The 18,692-nt window shown below is 70.1% G+C and carries 16 protein-coding genes; 11 read left to right on the plus strand and 5 right to left on the minus strand.

All coding sequences use genetic code 11. The features are described from left to right. Nucleotides 1-206 precede the first annotated feature (206 nt). Nucleotides 207-1,187 (minus strand): septation protein SepH, encoded by a 981-nt coding sequence (gene sepH, locus FB384_RS12000; RefSeq protein ID WP_183782722.1) that lies wholly within the window; start codon nt 1,185-1,187, stop codon nt 207-209. Nucleotides 1,188-1,453: 266 nt separating this feature from the next. Here sepH and FB384_RS12005 point away from each other — a divergent pair, with 266 nt between their 5' ends. Next, the gene (locus FB384_RS12005) at nt 1,454-2,992 is read left to right on the plus strand and encodes an arylsulfotransferase family protein (protein WP_183782724.1); all 1,539 of its coding nucleotides are present in this window, start codon (nt 1,454-1,456) and stop codon (nt 2,990-2,992) included. 82 nt (nt 2,993-3,074) lie between these two features. Here FB384_RS12005 and serC read toward each other — a convergent pair whose 3' ends face one another. Together serC and FB384_RS12015 are read right to left on the minus strand one after the other, a co-directional pair. After that, on the minus strand, nt 3,075-4,205 hold the full coding sequence (gene serC, locus FB384_RS12010) for a phosphoserine transaminase (RefSeq protein ID WP_183782726.1): 1,131 nt from the start codon (nt 4,203-4,205) through the stop codon (nt 3,075-3,077). Nucleotides 4,206-4,217: 12 nt separating this feature from the next. After that, nucleotides 4,218-5,579, minus strand: coding sequence for a serine hydrolase domain-containing protein (locus tag FB384_RS12015; RefSeq protein ID WP_183782728.1), 1,362 nt, complete (start codon nt 5,577-5,579; stop codon nt 4,218-4,220). 153 nt (nt 5,580-5,732) lie between these two features. Between FB384_RS12015 and FB384_RS12020 the strand changes: the two genes are divergently transcribed. The 4 genes from FB384_RS12020 (at nt 5,733) to FB384_RS12035 (ending at nt 9,974) form a co-directional block, all read left to right on the plus strand. Beyond that, entirely contained in the window at nt 5,733-7,550 is a 1,818-nt protein-coding gene (locus FB384_RS12020) for an SDR family oxidoreductase (RefSeq protein ID WP_183782730.1), read from the plus strand. Nucleotides 7,551-7,741: 191 nt separating this feature from the next. Next, nucleotides 7,742-8,053, plus strand: coding sequence for a WXG100 family type VII secretion target (locus FB384_RS12025; RefSeq protein ID WP_183782732.1), 312 nt, complete (start codon nt 7,742-7,744; stop codon nt 8,051-8,053). Between the two features lie 15 nt (nt 8,054-8,068). Continuing rightward, a complete protein-coding gene (locus tag FB384_RS12030; RefSeq protein WP_183782734.1) occupies nt 8,069-9,442 on the plus strand; it encodes a putative T7SS-secreted protein in 1,374 nt (457 codons plus the stop codon). A 46-nt stretch (nt 9,443-9,488) separates the two neighbouring features. Next, on the plus strand, nt 9,489-9,974 hold the full coding sequence (locus FB384_RS12035) for a hypothetical protein (RefSeq protein ID WP_183782736.1): 486 nt from the start codon (nt 9,489-9,491) through the stop codon (nt 9,972-9,974). A 121-nt stretch (nt 9,975-10,095) separates the two neighbouring features. Here the strand turns inward: FB384_RS12035 and FB384_RS12040 are convergent, their stop codons facing one another. Continuing rightward, nucleotides 10,096-10,728, minus strand: coding sequence for a hypothetical protein (locus FB384_RS12040; RefSeq protein WP_183782738.1), 633 nt, complete (start codon nt 10,726-10,728; stop codon nt 10,096-10,098). Between the two features lie 227 nt (nt 10,729-10,955). Between FB384_RS12040 and pdxH the strand changes: the two genes are divergently transcribed. From pdxH to FB384_RS12060, 4 genes are all read left to right on the plus strand, one after another. Continuing rightward, nucleotides 10,956-11,627 carry a pyridoxamine 5'-phosphate oxidase gene (gene pdxH, locus FB384_RS12045; protein WP_183782739.1) on the plus strand — a complete coding sequence of 224 codons (672 nt, stop codon included), beginning with the start codon at nt 10,956-10,958 and terminating at the stop codon, nt 11,625-11,627. A 235-nt stretch (nt 11,628-11,862) separates the two neighbouring features. Further along, entirely contained in the window at nt 11,863-12,285 is a 423-nt protein-coding gene (locus tag FB384_RS12050; RefSeq protein WP_221212703.1) for an SdpI family protein, read from the plus strand. Between the two features lie 215 nt (nt 12,286-12,500). Then, entirely contained in the window at nt 12,501-13,805 is a 1,305-nt protein-coding gene (locus FB384_RS12055) for an MFS transporter (RefSeq protein WP_183782740.1), read from the plus strand. A 54-nt stretch (nt 13,806-13,859) separates the two neighbouring features. Then, nucleotides 13,860-15,224, plus strand: coding sequence for an APC family permease (locus FB384_RS12060; protein ID WP_183782741.1), 1,365 nt, complete (start codon nt 13,860-13,862; stop codon nt 15,222-15,224). A 170-nt stretch (nt 15,225-15,394) separates the two neighbouring features. Here the strand turns inward: FB384_RS12060 and FB384_RS12065 are convergent, their stop codons facing one another. Then, nucleotides 15,395-16,213, minus strand: coding sequence for an MBL fold metallo-hydrolase (locus FB384_RS12065; RefSeq protein ID WP_183782742.1), 819 nt, complete (start codon nt 16,211-16,213; stop codon nt 15,395-15,397). Between the two features lie 130 nt (nt 16,214-16,343). Here FB384_RS12065 and FB384_RS12070 point away from each other — a divergent pair, with 130 nt between their 5' ends. Beyond that, on the plus strand, nt 16,344-17,261 hold the full coding sequence (locus tag FB384_RS12070) for an aldose 1-epimerase family protein (protein ID WP_183782743.1): 918 nt from the start codon (nt 16,344-16,346) through the stop codon (nt 17,259-17,261). A gap of 6 nt (nt 17,262-17,267) precedes the next feature. Then, entirely contained in the window at nt 17,268-18,473 is a 1,206-nt protein-coding gene (locus FB384_RS12075; RefSeq protein WP_183782744.1) for an amidohydrolase, read from the plus strand. Nucleotides 18,474-18,692: the final 219 nt, after the last annotated feature.

Genomic DNA, 18,692 nt, shown 5'->3' on the forward strand with positions numbered 1-18,692 from the left:
GCCCTTCGTGTGTCGAAGCCGGGGTGTCGGAGCCGGTGTGTCGAAGCCGGGGTGCAGATCGTGAAGTGCCCCGAAGGGCATCTTCGGGGCACTTCACCCGCCAGCCCGACCACCACCCCTCACGGGGAGGCTGACGCGTGGCTGTTTCGATGCCAAAGGTGGCCTTCGGGGCACCGAGTCGGACGTGCGTGGTTTCGGTGGAAGATTCAGCCGCGTTGGCTGCGGACGCCCAGCAGGACGTCCTCCCAGGCGGGAACCGGGGTGTGGCCGCCCCGGCGCTTCGGCCTCGGTTTGCCGGGGCCCGTGCCCGGGTCGGCGTCGGAGCCGGCGGCCGCCCGGCCCGCTGCGGGGGCCGCGCGGTCCGGTTCGTCGGTCCCAGGGGCTTCGCCCCCGATCCGGTCGCCGTCCGGTTCGGGCTCCTGCGCTGTCGGCTGCTCGACGGGCAGCGGTGCCTCGATGACGTTGCTCGCGGTGTCGGTCTGCTCGTCGGGCTCGTCGAACTCGGGGCAGTCGAACAGCACGGGTTCGAGTTCCTCCGCGGCGACCTCTGGCTGCTCCTGTGTTGCGGCACGCTCGGTGAGGTCGGTGACGGCGCGTGGCGTGCGGAACGACGTCGGGTCGAGCAGCGAGGCGGCCAGGTCGTCCATCGCGGTCACGGTGCCGCCGTGCATGCCGGGGCTGAACGTCCAGTGGGCGCGGTTGGACGAACGGCCCGCCGACCAGCGCAGGCAGACGACCCACTTGCCGTCGTCCCCGCGCCAGGCGTCCCATTCGGCCTGGGAGAAGTCGTGTCCGCGCACGCCGAACGCGTGGGCCACCACCTCCGCGAGGGTCTGCACGTCCGGACCGTCGTCGCGCACGGGGTGCGCCTGCTGCGCGAGGTCGGCGTGGCGAGAGCGTTCGAGCAGCACGGGGTAGGCGAACCGCTCGACGCGGTCGGTGGGCACGCCCGAGGCGGTCGCGACCTGCTCGACGGTTTCGCCCGCGCGGATCCGGGCTTGGATTTCGCGGGGTCGCATCTGGGCCTCCAGCTCGATCTCGATCTGGCCGAGGCGGGTGATGTCACCGCGGGCGGCGGCGCGCAGCCGCTCGTCCGCGGGCAGGACGAACCGCTCACGGCGCTCGGGGTCCTCGCACACGATGGACTCGCCGTCCTCGTGTAACCCGACCACCCGTAGCGTTCGCATTCCCGCCTCCCATGCGCGTTCACGTTCCTCGTCGGTCACGTTAGAGCGGCGCGTCGCCTTGACGACGCAGGCGCGCCGAGTCACGACGAGATCACGCCGAAGCCGGACCGGTGCGCAGCGAAAAGTCGACATGTGCAATTGTCGCCCGGTCGGACGAACGAGATCGGGACGACACGTACGACAAGGACGATCAGAACAACCAGAACAACGGGACGCCGGTGCTGTCGACCCGAGCCGGCTGCTGGGGGAAGAAACGGATACGCGATATGAGTGAGACAGGGTTCAGCCGGCGCCGGTTCTTCAGGGGTGCGGGCGTCGCGGGCACCGTCGCAGTGGTGCCTCTGGTCAGCGGCTACGTGGGTTATCGGATTCCGCAGGCGAAACCCGAGCCCGAGGTGCTGCCCCCGCCGAAGGCCGAGGAGGCGCACAGCTTCTACTCGCGACCCGATCTGCGCCCGCCGAAGGTCAAGATGTCGGACGCCGACCCGGACACCGCGCCGCAGGCCAGCCCTCGTCACCTGTTGCTCGGGGTGAAGGACTACCAGGGTGAAGGCGCTGGTCAGGCGGGCATGCTCATCGTCAACCGCCGCGGAGAGCCCGTGTGGTTCGCCGTGCGCGACGGCGACGACGAGAAGCCGATGGACTTTCGGATGCAGACCTACCGGGGTGAGCCGGTCCTGACGACCTGGCAGGGCGTCGCGCCCATCGGGTTCGGCAAGGGCAAGTGCATCATCTTCGACCAGGCGTACCGGCAGATCGCCGAGGTCAACACGGGCGGCGGCGTCGCCGAATCGGATCTGCACGAGTTCCTCATCACCGACAGCGACACGGCGCTGATCATGGCCTACAACCCGGTGCAGCGGGACCTGAGCGCCATCGGCGGGCCGTCGGACGGCTGGGTGTCGGACGGGGTGATCCAGGAGATCGACATCGAGACCGGTGAGGTGTTGTTCGACTGGCGCAGCCTCGACCACGTCGACCTGACCGAGTCGCAGCTCCCGGTCGAGGGCCAGGGCACGAAGGAGCATCCGTACGACTACATCCACCTGAACTCGATCGGGCTGGACGACGACGGCGACCTGCTCGTCTCGGCGCGCAACACGTGGGCGATCTACAAGATCGCCAAGTCCGACGGCTCGCTGCGCTGGACGCTCGGTGGCAAGAACACGGACTTCCGCCTCGGCGAGGGGGTCGAGTTCTACTGGCAGCACGACGCGCGCAGGCAGCCCGACGGCACGCTGTCGCTGTTCGACAACGCCGCCTCCCCACCGCAGGCCAACCGCTCGCGCGGGCTGGTCCTCTCGCTCGACGAGGACGCGATGACGGCGACCGTCGACCGCGAGTACACGCACCCGGCGGGCCTGCTCTGCGACAACCAGGGCAACCTGCAGCTCCTCGAGGACGGCCGCGCGATCGTCGGCTGGGGGTGTCAGCCCTTCACCTCGGAGTTCGACGCCGACGGCGAATGGCTCACCGACTGGCGGACGCCGGAGTTCGTGCAGAGCTACCGGGCCTACCTGGCCGACTGGGTCGGCAGGCCGGACGACGAACCCGCGGTGGCGGTGCGGAAGAACGCGGCGCGCGGGGTGCTGGTCTACGCGAGCTGGAACGGTGCGACCGAGGTGAAGCGCTGGCGGGTTCTGGCGGGCAGGCGGGCGAACGACCTGTCCGAGGTCGTGACGGTGCCGCGAGGCGGGTTCGAGACGGCGATCTCGTGTGACGCCGACGGTCCGTTCTTCGCCGTGGCCGCCCTGGACAAGCAGGGCAACGAACTGGGCAGGTCCGAACCGGTCCGCGGCCGCTGAGCCGCGACAGGGAGCGCCCCCAGGGGCACTTTGGTTGCGTTCAGTGCAACCAAAGTGCCCCTGGGGGCGTGCGGAACTGGGCCTACTTGCCCAGCCGCTCCACGACGTACTCGATGCACTTGGTCAGCGCCGTGACGTCGTCCGGCTCGATCGCCGGGAACATGCCGACCCGCAGCTGGTTGCGGCCCAGCTTGCGGTACGGCTCGGTGTCGACCACGCCGTTGGCGCGCAGCGCCGTCGCGATGGCGGCGGCGTCGATGTCGTCGTCGAAGTCGATCGTGCCAACGACCTGCGAACGCAGCGACGGGTCCGACACGTACGGCCTGGTGTAGGAGTTCTGCTCGGCCCACTCGTAGAGGCGGCTCGAGGAGTCCTTCGTCCGAGCGGTCGTCCAGTCGAGGCCGCCGCCGGCGTTCATCCAGTCGATCTGGTCGGCCAGCGTCAGCAGTGTCGCAACGGCGGGCGTGTTGTACGTCTGATCCTTGCGGGAGTTGTCCAGCGCGGTCTGCAGCGACAGGAACTCCGGGACCCAGCGGTCGCTCGCGCCGATCTCCTCGACACGCTGCACCGCCTTGGGCGACATGAGCGCGATCCACAGCCCGCCGTCGGAGGCGAAGCACTTCTGCGGTGCGAAGTAGTAGACGTCGAAGTCCTCGGCCTTCACCGGCAGGCCGCCCGCGCCGGACGTGGCGTCGATGGCCACCAGCGCGTCGTCACTGCCGGCGGGACGCTTCACCGGCACCGCGACACCGGTCGAGGTCTCGTTGTGCGCCCAGCCCACGAGGTCGCAGCCCGCCTGGTAGGAGATCTCCGGGGCGCTGCCCGGCTCACCCTCCACGATGACGGACTTGTCCAGGAACGGAGCGTTGTCCGTGACCTTCGCGAACTTCGACGAGAACTCGCCGTAGGTGAAGTGCTGGGCCCGCTCCCTTACCAGGCCGAACGCGGCCGCGTCCCAGAACGCCGTCGTCCCGCCGTTGCCGAGCACCACCTCGTAGCCGTCGGGGAGGCCGAACAGCTGGGTCAGGCCGGAACGGACGCGGCCGACGAGGGACTTCACCGGCTTCTGGCGGTGCGACGTGCCGAGCACGTTCGCCCCCTCCTTGGCGAGGTTGGCCAGCTGCTCCGGCCGGACCTTGGAGGGGCCGCACCCGAAGCGGCCGTCGGAGGGCTTGAGTTCTGCAGGGATCGTCAAGTCAGCGGCTTCGGTCATGTCGGCAGTGTTTCACGCTCGCCAACCCTCCGGGTCCACTCCGCCGGGTACCGGGGCCTTCGGATCGTAGGGAGTGCGGGTGAAAACAAAGGTCGCAAGGTCGAGGTACGTCGGTGTGCCATCGCTCACTCGACCCACGGTGAGGGTCTCCCCGGCGTAGTAACCGTCCAGTCCGAGCCACCGGTCGTCGCCGATCGGGCGGAAGCGCGAGGCCCGCCCCGCACCGTCCGCGGGCGTCAGGTTCAGCCAGCCCTCCGGCATCGCGTACAGGTGGTACGGCTTGGGTCCCCAGTGCCACAGTCCGGTGAGCTCGAGCAGGCCAGGTTCGACGGGCGACGGCGTCCACTCGGCGGGCAGCGGGGGCTCGTGGTCGTCGGCGATGGAGATCAGGTCGGCGGTCAGGCCCGCGATCCCCACTCCCGACGTGGTGTTGGCGAACGTCACCGCGCCCGTCTGCGTCGCCGGGTCGATCAGCGTGCACGCGAGAAAGCCCGGCATCGACCCGGTGTGCCCCGCGAGGCGTTTGCCGCCCGCCTGGATCAGCTGGAAACCGAGGCCGTAGCCGGCCGTCCACGCGCCTGCGGAGTCGTCGACCGTGGCGGCCTCGCGCATCTCGGCGACCGTGTCGGGGCTGAGCACGTCGCCGGTGCGGCCGCCGGTGAACGCCGTCCAGCGCGCCAGGTCGTCGAGCGTCGACCAGAGCTGTCCCGCGGGAGCCATCGCGCCCGCGTCGTGGGCCGGTTCGGGCAGCAGGACGTCGGCGAACGGGTGAACTGCGTAGCCCGTCGCCGTGGTCAGGCCGTGCTCACCGGGCATGGGCGTGGTGTGCAGCATGCCCAGCGGTTCGAGGATCTCGGTGCGCACGACGTCGAGCCAGTCCGCGCCGCGGAGCGCCGCGACGAGCCGGCCGAGCACGCCGTAGCCGACGTTGGAGTAGTGGAACCGGCGGCCGGGGCGGTGTTTCGTCTCGCCCGCCGTGAGGCTCGCCGACAGGTCGGTCCAGCTGCCGCCGGCGCTGCGTTCCCACCACGCCCCCGGTGACTCCGAGGTCAGGCCGCTCGTATGCGACAGCAGCTGGGCGATCGTCGAGCCGCCGAAGGTCGTACCCGGAACGTGCTTGTCCAGCGGATCGCTCAGGTCGAGCAGACCTTCGTCGCGCAGGCGCATCACGGCCGCGCCGACGATCGACTTGGTGATGGAGCCGATGCGGTACTGCGTCGTCCGGTCGGGGCGGACACCGTCCACGCTGCCCCGTCCACCCCACCAGGTGATCTCGCCGTCGCGTATCACCGCGGCGGCCAGGGACGGCGCGCGGCCCGCGACCTGCTCGGTGGCGATACGGCGGTTCAGCACGAGTTCGGTGGTAGGCAGCATGCCGAGATCGTAGACAGCCCGTGTTGCCGGTGGCGTGCGTGCCGGTCGCTCCCGCCGGCCGGCCCTCAAGGGCACGCTGGCGCGTGGCTGTATTGACCGCGTGCGTCACGAACGGCACTGGCCGGGGTTCCGCGGCGGGCTAGGGTGCTCGGCATGGCGACGCAGCGGGTGCGGGTTGACGACGGGGTCGAGCTTGCGGTGCACGTGTCGGAACCGCCGGGCTCCCCGGTGGCCGTGAGGTCGGCGGGGCCTGCGAACTCCGCGGGGCCTGCGAACTCCCCGGAGTCCGCGAGGTCCGTGGGTGACGCGGATGGCGGGAACGCCGCTCCGGTGCCCACGGTCGTGTGCGTCCACGGCTATCCGGACAACTCCTCGCTCTGGGACGGTGTGGTCGCGGAGCTGGCCGGCCGGTTCCGCGTCGTGACCTACGACGTCCGCGGTGCGGGCGCTTCGGACCGTCCCCGCAGTCGGGACGCCTACCTGCTCGACCGGCTCGCTGCGGATCTGGCCGCCGTCGTCGACGCCGTGAGCCCGGACGGCCCCGTTCACCTGCTCGCCCACGACTGGGGCGCGATCCAGACCTGGCACGCGGTGACCGGTTCGTGGCTGCGCGGCCGGGTCCGCTCGTTCACGTCGATCTCCGGCCCCTGCCTCGATCACGCCGGTCATTGGTTCCGGGACGGCCTCCGCAGGCCGCCGGTCTGGCGTGATCTCGTCCGGCAGGCGCTGCACTCGACCTACATCGGGTTCTTCCAGCTGCCGGTCGTGCCCGAGCTGGCGATCCGCAGCGGTCTGCTGGCCCGCGTGCTGCGCAGCACCGATCCGGAAGAGCCCGCACCCGTCACCGGCGACGCGGTCGCCGGGCTGAACCTGTACCGCGCGAACATGCTGCGCAGGCTCGGCGGCCCGGGTGAGCGCCGAGCCGACGTCCCGGTGCAGGTCGTCGCTCCGACCGGGGACGCCTATGTCACGGTGCCGTTGCAGTCGGGGGTCGAACGTTGGGTCGCCGATCTGCGGGTGCGGCGCGTATCGGGTGGGCACTGGGTCGCACGGGCGCAGCCGCGGCGGATCGCACGGGCCGCCGCCGAGCTGATCGATCACGTCGAGGGTTTCGGTGAGGCGAGGTCGCTGCGCCGGAGCCGCGTCAATCCCCGTCCCGCAGGCAGGTTCGCGGGCCATCTCGTCCTGGTGACGGGGGCCGCGAGCGGGATCGGCAGGGCGACGGCGCTGGCCTTCGCCGCCGAGGGTGCCGACATCGTGCTCGCCGACATCGCGCCGCTGACGGCGGTCGCCGACGAGGTGCGCGCCCGGGGCGGTGAGGCGTTCGCCTACTCCGTCGACGTCTCCGGCGCCGAGGCGATGGCGGAGTTCGCTGCGTCGGTCGTGGCCGAGGTCGGCGTGCCGGACGTGGTGGTCAACAACGCGGGCGTGGGGGTCGCCGGGCCGGTGCTGGACACGTCGGTCGCCGACTGGTCCCACGTCATCGACGTCAACCTCTGGGGTGTGATCCACGGCAACAGGCTGTTCGGCAGGCTGCTGGCCGAACGGGGCGAGGGCGGTCACATCGTGAACGTGGCGTCGATGGCGGCGCGGGTGCCGAACGCGGTGCTGCCCGCGTACTCGACGACCAAGGCGGCGGTGCTGCACCTGACCGAGTGCGTGCGCGCGGAGCTGGCAGGCCACGGAGTCGGGGCGAGTGCGGTGTGTCCCGGGATCGTGCGGACGTCGATCGCGGCCACCACACGGTTCGCCGGTGTCGACGCGGCGGAGCAGGCCGGTCGGCGGATGCGGTCGGACCGGATGTTCGCGCGCCGGAACTTCGCTCCCGAGAAGGTCGCGGCCGACATCCTGCGCGCCGTCGAACGGGATCGGCCGGTGGTGGCGCCGACGGCGGAGGCGAAGGTCGCGGGTGCGCTGGCCAGGTTCACGCCCGGACTGCTGCGCGCGGCCGCCCGGCGACCGCCGGCATAACGCACCGTAACGGACTTTCCGTACGGCGAACGACATCTCAGGTACGCGTTCCGAACCGGAAATACCAGACACGCTGCGGAGATGTGAAGGTTCACCGACGAAAGTAGCCCGGTACCCGGGGGATTTCATGGTTACGATACGTGCACTTGTGTTCGCGATGTCCCTGTAGATGTCCCCTGTAGGAGTGATCGATGAGTGGCTACGACGTCGATCCCGAGGAGCTGCGTGGCGCGGCGCGGTCGATCGACACCGCGGTGGGCAAGGCCGACGACCTGAAACTCGAGGACATCGTCGGCGACAAGAAGGCCTTCGGTGACGACGCCGTCGCGACGGCCCTCACGGAGTTCTGCACGACGTGGCAGCTCGCCGCCGGTGTGCTGCAGGACAGCGCCCGTGAGGCAGGGCAGTCGCTCGACGGCGCCGCAACCGGATACGAGCAGGCCGACGAACAGAACACGATGGGATCGGCACCCGGCCCAGGGCCGCAGGTGCCGCCGATGTGACCGGAAGCGGGCGACATGGCTGAACTGGGGTCGACCGAGGACCCGAAGGAACTCATCCCCGGCGACGCGGAGACCATCACGGGTGCCGCGAACACGCTGCGCGCCCGGGCGAAGAAGTTCTCGGAAGTGGCTTCGGGCCTCGGCAACGTGCGGATCGAGAACTGGTACGGCGCGGCGAGCAACCAGTTCTGGGACACCTTCACCGCGGAGAAGCCGAAGTGGGAGAAGGGTGCGTCGGCGCTGAGGTCGACCGCCACGACGCTCGACGGTCACGCGCAGACCGTCTCGTGGGCCCAGTCGCAGGCGGCGGAGGCGATCGCCAAGTACAAGGAGGGGCAGCGGGCCACGGCGACCGCGCAGCAGAACTACACCGACCAACACGGCGTATCGCCCAACGCTCCCGGCGCACCGGCTACGGCAGGTTCGTTCACCGACCCCGGTGAGGCCAAACGCCAGGAGGCGCAGGAGATCCTCGACCGCGCCCGCAAGCAGTTGCAGACCGTCGGCGGCGAGAACGCGAACGCGATCAGGAAGCAGGGCGGGCATTCGCCCGACGCGCCGGGCTGGCTGACCGGCCCCGCGGACTTCGCCTCGACGTCGCCGCAGATCAAGGGCAACGTCAACACCGACTCGATGGCGTCGAAGACGCTCATGGACCAGGCCCGGGAGGACGGCGGCCGCTGGAACGACCGGTTCGACCGGTACCAGCAGCACGGTCACCAGTTCGACACGCCGGAGCGCCGTGGCCCGAACGTCGACGTGACCGTGGCCCAGTCGACGGCCTCGTACGACCTGGTGAAGGCGCAGGCGTCCGGTGCGACCCAGCTCGGGGACGCCACCGCGTCGGGCTCGGCGAGCGCGAAGATCGGCGCGGATGCCAGCGCCGCGGGTGGCTTCACCCGCGACGGCCTCAAGGGAACGGTCAAGGCGTCGGCCGGTGCGACGGCGGAGGCCAAGGGGCAGGTCAACTACGGCGCCGCGGAGGTGGGCGGCTCCGGCAAGGCGTTCGCGGGTGCCGAGGCGCAGGGCACCGCCGAGCTGGGCGCCGACGGTCTGAAGGCGGGCGCCAACGCGTTCGCCGGTGCGCGCGCCGAAGGCGAGGTCCACGCCGACGTCGGCGGTGTCGGTGCCGGTGCGAAGGGCGAGGCCTGGGCGGGTATCGGCGCCGAGGCCGACGTGCAGGTCGGTATGGACGACGGCAAGTTCGTCGTCGGCGGCGAGGTTGGTGCCGCGCTCGGCGTGGGTGGCAAGCTGGGCGGCGAGATCACCGTCGACCCGGGCAAGATCACCGACACGGCGCAGGACGCCGGTGCGGCCGTCGGCGACTTCGCCGGGGGCGTGGGCGACAAGGCCCGCGACATCGGCGGGACGCTGAACCCGTTCGACTAGCTGTACGCCGAACCCGCGGCCACGCGCTGCGTGAGAAGGAGAACGAATGGCCACGCAACTTCCGGTGCCGCTGGAGCTGGAGCTTCCGGAAGGGTGGACGTCGGCGCCGCCGGACGAGGTCGACGCACCGGGTGCGGCGTTCGTCGCACTGCACCTGCCGTCGGCCGACGGCTTCACGGCCAACATCACGGTGTCCGGCAGCATGCGTTCCGGGGACGACGTTCTCGAGGAGACGGCCGACGAGTCACTCGAACGACTCGGCAGCGCGACGGCAGGCGCGGCGGAGCTGCGGCAGCGGCAGGGCCTCGGGTCGGCGGACGCACCGGGTCTGATGCAGCTGGTCGACCTCACCACGACGATCGACAATCAGCCGCTGAAGCTCATCCAGTTCCAGGTGTATCTGCTGCTTCGGGACGTGTCGGACCCGGAGAAGCAGGTGGTCGTGGAGGTCATGCTCACCTGCAAGGAGTCGCAGTTCGACACGGTCCTGCCGGATTTCCAGACGTTCGTGTCGAACATCAGCCCCGCCTGACCGCGGCGCGCCGCCGGACTCCGCTCACCCTCGCGCGTGTTCTGCGCTCAGTACGCCGTGTTCTGCGTTCCGGACGCCGAGTTCTGCAGTCTCCTGCGGCGCGCGAGAGGGCGGTGCGGGCTCAGCTGACCGTGGGCCTGCCGACGTCGGCCGGCAGCAGGCCGGCGAGTGCTGTCAGGTACGCCAGCACCGAGTCCACATCGGACTGTCCGAACGGGCCTTTCTGCTCGTACCACGTCAGCAGTAGATCGCCTTCGAACCGCAACGGCAGTCCGCGGGCGTTGACGGCGGTGCGCAGTGCCGGATTCAGCACCGTCTGGGCGAAATCTTCGTCGCCGCGGGGCCGGACGTCCTTCTTCGTCGGGGTGATCTGCAGGGTCGGCACCTCACGTGCGAGCCGCAGGGTGAACACGCGGTAGTAGCGCGAGTACGTCTTCCGCTCGCCGACGGTCATGGGCGTGGGCGTGTAGGCCAGGCACGTGAACTCGCGGCCCTCGGTCACGCCGTGGATCAGATCCCGGCTGATGCGGCCCCGCGCCGTCTGGGTGAACGGAAACCCGGTGAACCGGTCGGCGTAGCCGGTCTCCTCGGCCCGGTACGTCCAGCCGCGCTGCCGGGCGAGCTCGGCCAGCTCGGGGCCGGAATCGTGGCGGTACTTCTCGTCCCGCCTGCGGTTGCGCAGCATCAACGCGACCGCCGCCGCCACGATCGCGGCGAACACGACGACGAACAGGATCGGCGCGAGAACATCCATGCCGGCTCCAACACCTCGGGTAGTGGTCACCGTGCACCCTGCCATCCACCGGATCGGGCGCGGATGACCGCGCCGTGCGTACGGTGCTGATCGTGTGGTCGTGGCGGTGGTCACCGGTCGGACGGTTTCGCATGGGTAGGTCCAGGCCCTAACGTCACTTCCCACGGTGCGGTGCGGCCACGTTCGGGGCACCTTCGAAGGGCACGGTTCGCGTTCGGGAGGTTGGCATGGCGGAACTGGATGATGTCAGCGGTGCAGCGGTGCGGTTGCCGGACATGCGGGTCTCGTACGAGGCGGAGACGCTCGACGAGGACTCGCTCGCGCCGACCTGGCACGAACAGCTCCAGCGGTGGCTGGACTTCGCCGTCGACGCGGGGCTGGTGGAGCCCAACGCGATGGTCCTGGCGACGGCCGACGCCGACGGGATGCCGTCGTCGCGGACGGTGTTGTGCAAGGGCCTGGACGAGCGCGGCATCGTCTTCTACACGAACTACACGTCGGCCAAGAGCCACGACCTGACGTCGACGCGCTTCGCGTCGGTGACTTTCCCCTGGTACGCGCTGCAGCGGCAGGTGACCGTGCGCGGCGAGGTCGAGAAGGTCGGGGCGGAGGAGACGACCGCGTACTGGCGCGGCAGGCCGCGCGGGTCGCAGCTCGGCGCGTGGGCGTCGCCGCAGTCGACGCGCGTCGGGGGCCGGGAAGCGCTGGACGATCTGCTCGCCGCGGTCGAACGCCGGTTCGCCGACGTCGAGGAGATTCCGGTGCCGCCGCACTGGGGTGGCTGGCGGGTACGTCCGGTGAGCGCCGAGTTCTGGCAGGGCCGCAAGGACCGCCTTCACGACCGGCTCCGTTACGTACGCACCGACGACGACTGGCGCGTCCACCGCATCGCCCCCTGACCCTGCGGTGCCCCAAGGGCACCTCGGCGGCGTTCAACGCAGCCACGCGCCAGCCTGTCGTTGAGGGGTGGTGCCCGGCCCGCCGGGAAGGCCCCGAATCTTCCCTTCGCGATGGGTCGGAGCGCGCGAAGATCCGCCGCAACCGCCGCAACCGCCGCAACCGAGGCGCCCCGGGCGCTTCGGTTGCGGCGTCGGCGGATGCGGTTCCTGGTAGTCGACGGGGAGGTGATCACCGGTGGAGGCGCTGCCCGGGGTCGTCGTGCTGATCCTGAGCCTGCTCGGGTGCGGCGTGGCGGTGTACAAGTCCGTCGAATGGGCTATGAGTGGGGAGCTTCCCCGCAACGGCGGCATCGGGATCCGCACCCGCGCGACACAGGTGTCGGTCGAGGCCTGGCGTGCCGGACACGAGGCCGCGCTGCCCGCCGCAAGAAAGGCGTTCCGGATCGGCTGCGTCGGGGCGGGCATCGGCGTGCTCGTCCTGGTGGTGCTGCTCGTCGCCGACCTCCCGATCCCGCTCGGGATGATCGCTCCCGGGATCTGCCAGCTCGTCCAGCTCGGCTATGTCGGCTACGCCGTGTCGGTCGCCAATCGCGCCGCCCGTGCCGTCACGGCGTCCGGTGCCGGTTCGGTGGCCGATTCCGTGTCCGGCGAAGCCTGATTCGTCAGTCGGAGCCGCCGGAGTTGTCGGAGCCGCCGCAGTAGTCGTGGCAGCCCGGGCTGCCGGAGCCGCCGCAGTAGTCGGGGCAGCCCGAGCGGCCGGCGCAGCCCGAGCGGCCGGCGCAGCCCGAGCAGCCGGAGTGGCATCGTCGGACCGTGGACGGAGTGAGCGGGACCATCGGCCACGACTAGTTAGTTGTCGTACGCTAATGAGTTGTGAGTGATCGGACCGACGGCAAGCCCCGGACGACGAGGCGGCGGCTCGGTTCGATCGTCATCGACCGGCGTCCGCTGAAGATTCCGCCGTTCCGCCGGCTGTGGGTGTCGTCCCTGGTCACCGCGATCGGCAGCCAGCTCACGGCCGTCGCCGTGCCGAAGCAGGTCTTCGACATCACCGGGTCTTCGGCCTACGTGGGGCTGACGGGCGTGTTCGGTCTAGTGCCGCTGTTGATCTTCGGTATCTGGGGCGGCGCGATCGCCGACACCGTCGACCGCCGCAAACTCCTGCTCGTCACCAACACCGGTATCGCGGCGACGGCGTGCCTGCTGTGGGCACAGGCCTACTTCGACGTCGGGTCGGTGTGGGTCGTGCTCTCCCTGCTCGCCGTCAACCAGGCGTTCTTCGCCGTCAACATGCCTACGCGCAACGCCGTCGTGGCACGCCTCGTTCCGACCGAACTGCTGCCGTCGGCCTCCGCGCTCACCGGCACGATGACCACGTTCGGTGCGGTGTTCGGTCCGCTCGCGGCGGGGGCCCTGTTGCCGATCGTCGGGCTGTCGACGCTGTACCTGGTCGATTCGGTGGCGCTGATCGTCGTGGTGTGGGCGGTGTGGCGACTGCCGCCGCTACCACCCCAGGACGGGCGCGTCCGCCGCGCGGGGTTGCGCGACATCACCGACGGCTTCCGCTATCTGGGCGCGCAGAAGATCCTGCTCGCCTCGTTCGTCGTCGACATCATCGCGATGGTCGCGGGTATGCCGCGGGCCCTGTTCCCCGAGATGGCCGAGCGCACGTTCGGCGATCCGGCGGGCGGCGGCCTCGCGCTGGGCTGGCTGTACGCCGCGATCCCGCTCGGCGCGATGCTGTTGTCGCTGATGTCCGGCTGGGCGAGCCGCGTGAGCAGGCACGGCGTGGTGGTCGTGGTGGCGATCGCCGTGTGGGGTGTCGCCATCGCCGGGTTCGGTATGTCGCAGGCGCTGTGGCTGTCGATCGTGTTCCTGGTGATCGCGGGCGCCGCCGACATGGCCAGTTCGATCTTCCGGATGGCGATCCTGCAGACCGCGGCGACCGACGAGATGCGGGGCCGGACGCAGGGCGTGTTCACGGTCGTCGTCGCGGGCGGACCACGCTTGGCCGACCTGACGCACGGCTGGGCCGCGGCCGGCGTGGGTACCGCGGCGGCGGCGACCGGCGGCGGACTGCTCGTGCTCGTCGGCCTGGTCATCGCGGTGGTGTTGATTCCGGCGTTCTGGCGTTATCGCGCGCCTGTGACCAGGAAGAACGTTCCGGACAATTCGTAACCGGACCGAGACCTGCCGCCGGCGGGCCGGTGGCGGTGCGGCACACTTCCCGGCATGTCGAACGCGGGCGTGACGGAAGAGGTCTCACCGGGCGGGCAGCCCCCACTGAAGCGGGTCCTCGGGTCGAAGCTGCTGTTGTTCTTCGTCGTCGGCGACATCGTCGGCACGGGGATCTACGCGCTCACCGGACAGGTCGCAGGCCGGGTCGGCGGCGCCCTGTGGTTGCCGTTCCTGCTGGCCTTCACCGTTGCCTTCATGACGGCGTTCTCGTACCTGGAACTCGTGGGCAAATACCCGCGGGCGGCCGGGGCGGCGCTGTACACGCACAAGGCGTTCAACATCCGGATGCTGACGTTCCTCGTCGCGTTCGCCGTGATGTGCTCCGGCATCACGTCGGCGTCGTCGGCGGCCGTGGCCTTCGGCGACACGTACCTAGCCGAGTTCGTCAGTTCGCCGATGCCGTTGATGGCGATCGCGTTCATCGCGCTGCTCGCGCTGATCAACTTTCGCGGGGTGCGCGAATCGGTCGTCACCAACGTGGTGTTGACGTGCATCGAGATCGGCGGCCTGCTGATCATCATCGGCGTCGGCGTCTGGGCCGTGCTGAACGGCAGCGGCGACGCGAGCCGGCTCACCGAGTTCAACACGCAGGACCAGACCATGCTCGTGGCGATCACGTCCGCGACATCGCTGGCGTTCTTCTCCATGGTCGGCTTCGAGGACTCGGTGAACATGGCGGAGGAGACGAAGGATCCGGCTCGCGTGTTCCCCAAGGCGATGCTGTGGGGCATGGTGGTCGCGGCGACGATCTACATCCTCGTGTCGGTGACGTCGTCGCTGCTGGTGCCCGCCGAAGGGCTCGAGGCGGCGGAGAGCGGCGCACTGCTCAAGGTCATCGACATCGGTGCGCCCGGCATGCCGCGCGAGATCTTCTCGGCGATCGGCCTGTTCGCCGTCGTCAACTCCGCGCTGATCAACATGCTCATGGCAAGCAGGCTCGTGTACGGCATGGCGAACGAGCGGATCATCCCGAAGGTGTTCGGCACGGTGCACCCGGCCCGCCGCAGCCCGTGGGTGGCGATCCTGTTCACGAGCGCGATCGCGGTCGTGCTCGTGTCCGCTGTGGACATCGACGTGCTCGGCGGTACGACGGCGTTGCTGCTGCTCGTCGTGTTCGCCGTGGTGAACGTCGCGGTGCTGGTGCTTCGGCGGGACCCGGTGCCGCACAAGCACTTCCGCGCGCCGACGGTCGTTCCCGTGCTGGCTGCGATCTTCTGCCTGTACCTGGCGAGTCCGCTGTCCGGACGCCCCGCGCGGGACTACGTCGTCGCCGCGATCCTGTTGGCCGTCGGCCTGGTCCTGTGGGCCGTCAACCACGTCGCGATGCGCACGCTCGCCACGCGCCGTTCGGCGAAGTAGCGCCCCAGGGGCACCCCTGGTCGCGTTTGTCGGTACTGCCGCGAGGAGCACGTCCGTGTGGGTGGTGGCGGGAGACGGGTGGGAGCGACGAATGGGCCTCTGGCCATGATGCGCCCCCAAAGGGCACCTTGGGGCGTTGAGTGCCCCGCAGGTGCCCTTCGCGGCACCGCTCAGGACAGGCGTGCCAGCTCCACCGGGTCGTGGGAGCAGAACATCGTCACTTCGCCGGAGCGCGACAGTTCGGCGAGGCGCCGCTGGTTGGCGACCCGCGCCGTGCGATCGGTCTGCATCGCGCGTTCGAACAGCGAAAGGCCGGGTGGGCAGTGCGGCTCGGCCGCGACCTCGCCATGGAAGAAGTAGGCGTCGCCGGCGTGCAGTCGCCACTCGTCGCCCGTGCGCACCGCGACGCCCGCGTGGCCGTTGGTGTGCCCTGCGAGCGGGATGAGCAGGATGTCCGGCGGCAGTCCGGTTAGCTGCCGTACCGCGTCGAAGCCGAACCAGCTCTCGCCGCCGGCTTCGTAGCCGGTGAAGGCGGGGCCGTGCGCGAACTGAACCTTTCGGTACCGCGACCGTTCCTTCGCGTCGACGGGCTGTTCGAGCGTGCGCAGTTCGCGAGCGTTGACGTGCACGGTCGCGTGCGGAAAGTCGACCAACCCGCCCGCGTGGTCGAGGTCGAGGTGCGTCAGCACGATGTGCCGCACATCGGCGGGCTCGTATCCGAGCGCCCGGACCTGCGCCGCGGCGGTGCGGGATGCGTCGCGCACCGGCGAGACCCCGGCGGCGAAGGCGCGGCCCAGCCATTGGGTTGGCCGCGTGAGCGCGGGTGTGCCCATGCCCGTGTCCACGAGCACCAGTTCCGAACCGGTCTCGACCAGCATGCAGTGGCAGGTCAGCTCCGCCCGCCGCGCGATGCCCCGCTCGCCGTCGACGAGCCTGCCGCCGAAGGGCCGCATCGCGCCGCCGCTGAAGTGGTGGACCCGTGTCGTCATGATCACGACCCTAGCCGCCGCCCGCCGTCGCGGCGGTGACTCGTCAGCGCTCCGCCTCGCGGACCGGCGATCGCCTTCTTCTCTCGCCGCCCCGGGGGTGCGGGCCCGCCCGTCCCAGTATGTTCGGGGCATGGCCAATCCGACCGGGGAACATTTCGAACTCGTGCGCGGCAATGCGCGCGCCGTCGTCACCGAGATCGGCGCGGGGCTGCGGTCGCTGACGTTCGGCGGCTCGGCGTACGTCGAGACCTTCGCCGAGGACGAGGAACCGCCGAAAGGTGCGGGCCAGGTGCTCGTGCCGTGGCCGAACCGGACCGCGGGCGCGCGGTGGACGTTCGACGGCGAGGAGCAGGAACTCGAGGTCACCGAACCCGCTCGCGGCAACGCCATCCACGGCCTGGCGCGGCATCAGGAGTGGGAACTGGTCGAACACGCCGAGTCGTCGATCACGTTCGGCTGCGACATCGGCGCCGCGAAGGGCTGGCCGGTGCCGCTGCGCACCGGCATCGTCTACGACCTCGCGCCTCGCGGGCTGACCGTCACGCACACGGTCAGCAACGAGGGCGACAAGGCGGTCGGGTTCGGCGTCGGGACGCACCCCTATTTCCGCATCGGCGACGTGCCCACCGACGAGCTCATGCTGACGCTGCCCGCCACGCGCGTGTGGCCGTTCGACGGCGACAAGCAGTTGCCCTACGGCGAGGAACAGGACGTCGAGGGCACCGAGTACGACCTGCGCGGTGGCCGCATCGTGGGTGGACTGGACCTCGACACGGCGTTCACGGGGCTGGAGCAGGGTGAGGACGGTCTGCACCACGTGTGGCTGAGCCACCACGACGGGGTCCTCGACATCTGGTCCGACCCGGATTTCCGCTGGGTGCAGGTGTTCACGCCGCCGGACTTTCCCGGGCGCGGCCGGGCGATCGCGATCGAGCCGATGACCTGTCCCGCCGACGCGTTGAACTCGGGTACCGACCTCATCACGGTCGAACCGGGTGAAACGTGGCGCGGTTCGTGGGGCGTTCAGCTAGCAGATTCGTTAGCCTAACGAACTATGACTACCGCAATCACGAACGGATACGTGGTCCCCGTCGACGGCGACCCGGTCGACGGCGCCGTGGTGCTGATGGACGACGGCAAGATCGTCGCCGTGGGAACCGACGTCGACGTGCCCTCCGACGCCGAGATCGTCGACGCCACGGGCAAGTGGGTCCTGCCCGGCTTCATCGACGCGCACGCCCACCTCGGCGTGCACGAGGACGGCGAAGGCTGGTCCGGTGACGACACCAACGAGATGACCGACCCGAACGGCGCCCGCTTCCGCGCCCTCGACGGGATCGATCCGTACGAGCCCGGCTTCGACGACGCGCTGTCCGGCGGCGTCACGAGCGTCGTCATCAAGCCCGGCTCCGGCAACCCGATCGGCGGCCGCACCGTCGGCGTGAAGACGTGGGGACGCACGATCCTCGACATGACGTTCGCCGAGGACGTCAGCGTCAAGAGCGCACTGGGCGAGAACCCGAAGCGCGTGTACGGCGAGAAGGACAAGACGCCCTCGACCCGTCTCGGCGTCGCCGCCACGCTGCGTGAAGCGTTCACCAAGGCCCGCAACTACGCCGCACAGCGCGACCACGCGGCCGTCGAGGGCAAGCCGTTCGACATCGACCTCACCATGGAGACACTGGTGCAGGTCCTCGACGGCGAGCTGTACTGGGACCAGCACACCCATCGCGCCGACGACATCGTCACGGCCGTGCGGCTGGCCGAGGAGTTCGGCTACAACCTCGTCGTCAACCACGGCACCGAAGGCCACCTGATCGCCGATTTCCTCGCCGAGCACGACGTGCCGGTGATCCTCGGGCCACTGTTCACCTCGCGCGCCAAGGTCGAGCTGCGGAACCGCTCGATGCGCGCCGCCGGAATCATGGCGCGTGCGGGCGTGAAGCTGGCGATCACGACCGATCACCCCGTGGTGCCGATCCACTTCCTCGTCTATCAAGCCGCGCTGGCGGTCAAGGACGGTCTGGACCGCGACACCGCGTTGCGCGCGCTGACGGTGCATCCGGCGGAGATGCTCGGCCTGGGCAACCGCATCGGTGCGCTCAAGTCCGGGATGGACGCCGACGTGGCCGTGTGGTCCGGCGATCCGCTCGACGTCATGAACCGTGCCGAGCGGGTGTTCGTCCGCGGCCGTGACGTGTATGCGTTCGACGAGTCGACGGGCGAAGGCGTGGTCGCAGACCGCCGCTACCGCGAATAACGACCCCGGCGGCCGGGTGCAGATTCTCGCGTGTCCTGCACCCAGACCCGCGTGTTCTGCACTCGTGCCGCCGTGTTCTGCACCCAGACCCGCGTTTTCTGCGCTCTGGCCGCCGTGTTGCGTTTTCCGGGGGCCGTGTTGCTGATCCGTATCGGCGACACGGCGCCCGTGCCATGCTGCGCGGACGACGATTTTCACAGGCGACAGCGTCCTCGACGC

It is taken from the genome of Prauserella sediminis (assembly GCF_014195435.1).
GTDB classification, from domain to species: Bacteria; Actinomycetota; Actinomycetes; order Mycobacteriales; family Pseudonocardiaceae; genus Prauserella; species Prauserella salsuginis.

What these genes read in the sequence shown, in the direction of transcription:
- sepH (WP_183782722.1), bottom strand. Translation starts at nt 1,187, where the DNA reads ATGCGAACGCTACGGGTGGTCGGGTTACACGAGGACGGCGAGTCCATC.
- FB384_RS12005 (WP_183782724.1), top strand. Translation starts at nt 1,454, where the DNA reads ATGAGTGAGACAGGGTTCAGCCGGCGCCGGTTCTTCAGGGGTGCGGGC.
- serC (WP_183782726.1), bottom strand. Translation starts at nt 4,205, where the DNA reads ATGACCGAAGCCGCTGACTTGACGATCCCTGCAGAACTCAAGCCCTCC.
- FB384_RS12015 (WP_183782728.1), bottom strand. Translation starts at nt 5,579, where the DNA reads ATGCTGCCTACCACCGAACTCGTGCTGAACCGCCGTATCGCCACCGAG.
- FB384_RS12020 (WP_183782730.1), top strand. Translation starts at nt 5,733, where the DNA reads ATGGCGACGCAGCGGGTGCGGGTTGACGACGGGGTCGAGCTTGCGGTG.
- FB384_RS12025 (WP_183782732.1), top strand. Translation starts at nt 7,742, where the DNA reads ATGAGTGGCTACGACGTCGATCCCGAGGAGCTGCGTGGCGCGGCGCGG.
- FB384_RS12030 (WP_183782734.1), top strand. Translation starts at nt 8,069, where the DNA reads ATGGCTGAACTGGGGTCGACCGAGGACCCGAAGGAACTCATCCCCGGC.
- FB384_RS12035 (WP_183782736.1), top strand. Translation starts at nt 9,489, where the DNA reads ATGGCCACGCAACTTCCGGTGCCGCTGGAGCTGGAGCTTCCGGAAGGG.
- FB384_RS12040 (WP_183782738.1), bottom strand. Translation starts at nt 10,728, where the DNA reads ATGGATGTTCTCGCGCCGATCCTGTTCGTCGTCGTGTTCGCCGCGATC.
- pdxH (WP_183782739.1), top strand. Translation starts at nt 10,956, where the DNA reads ATGGCGGAACTGGATGATGTCAGCGGTGCAGCGGTGCGGTTGCCGGAC.
- FB384_RS12060 (WP_183782741.1), top strand. Translation starts at nt 13,860, where the DNA reads ATGTCGAACGCGGGCGTGACGGAAGAGGTCTCACCGGGCGGGCAGCCC.
- FB384_RS12065 (WP_183782742.1), bottom strand. Translation starts at nt 16,213, where the DNA reads ATGACGACACGGGTCCACCACTTCAGCGGCGGCGCGATGCGGCCCTTC.
- FB384_RS12070 (WP_183782743.1), top strand. Translation starts at nt 16,344, where the DNA reads ATGGCCAATCCGACCGGGGAACATTTCGAACTCGTGCGCGGCAATGCG.
- FB384_RS12075 (WP_183782744.1), top strand. Translation starts at nt 17,268, where the DNA reads ATGACTACCGCAATCACGAACGGATACGTGGTCCCCGTCGACGGCGAC.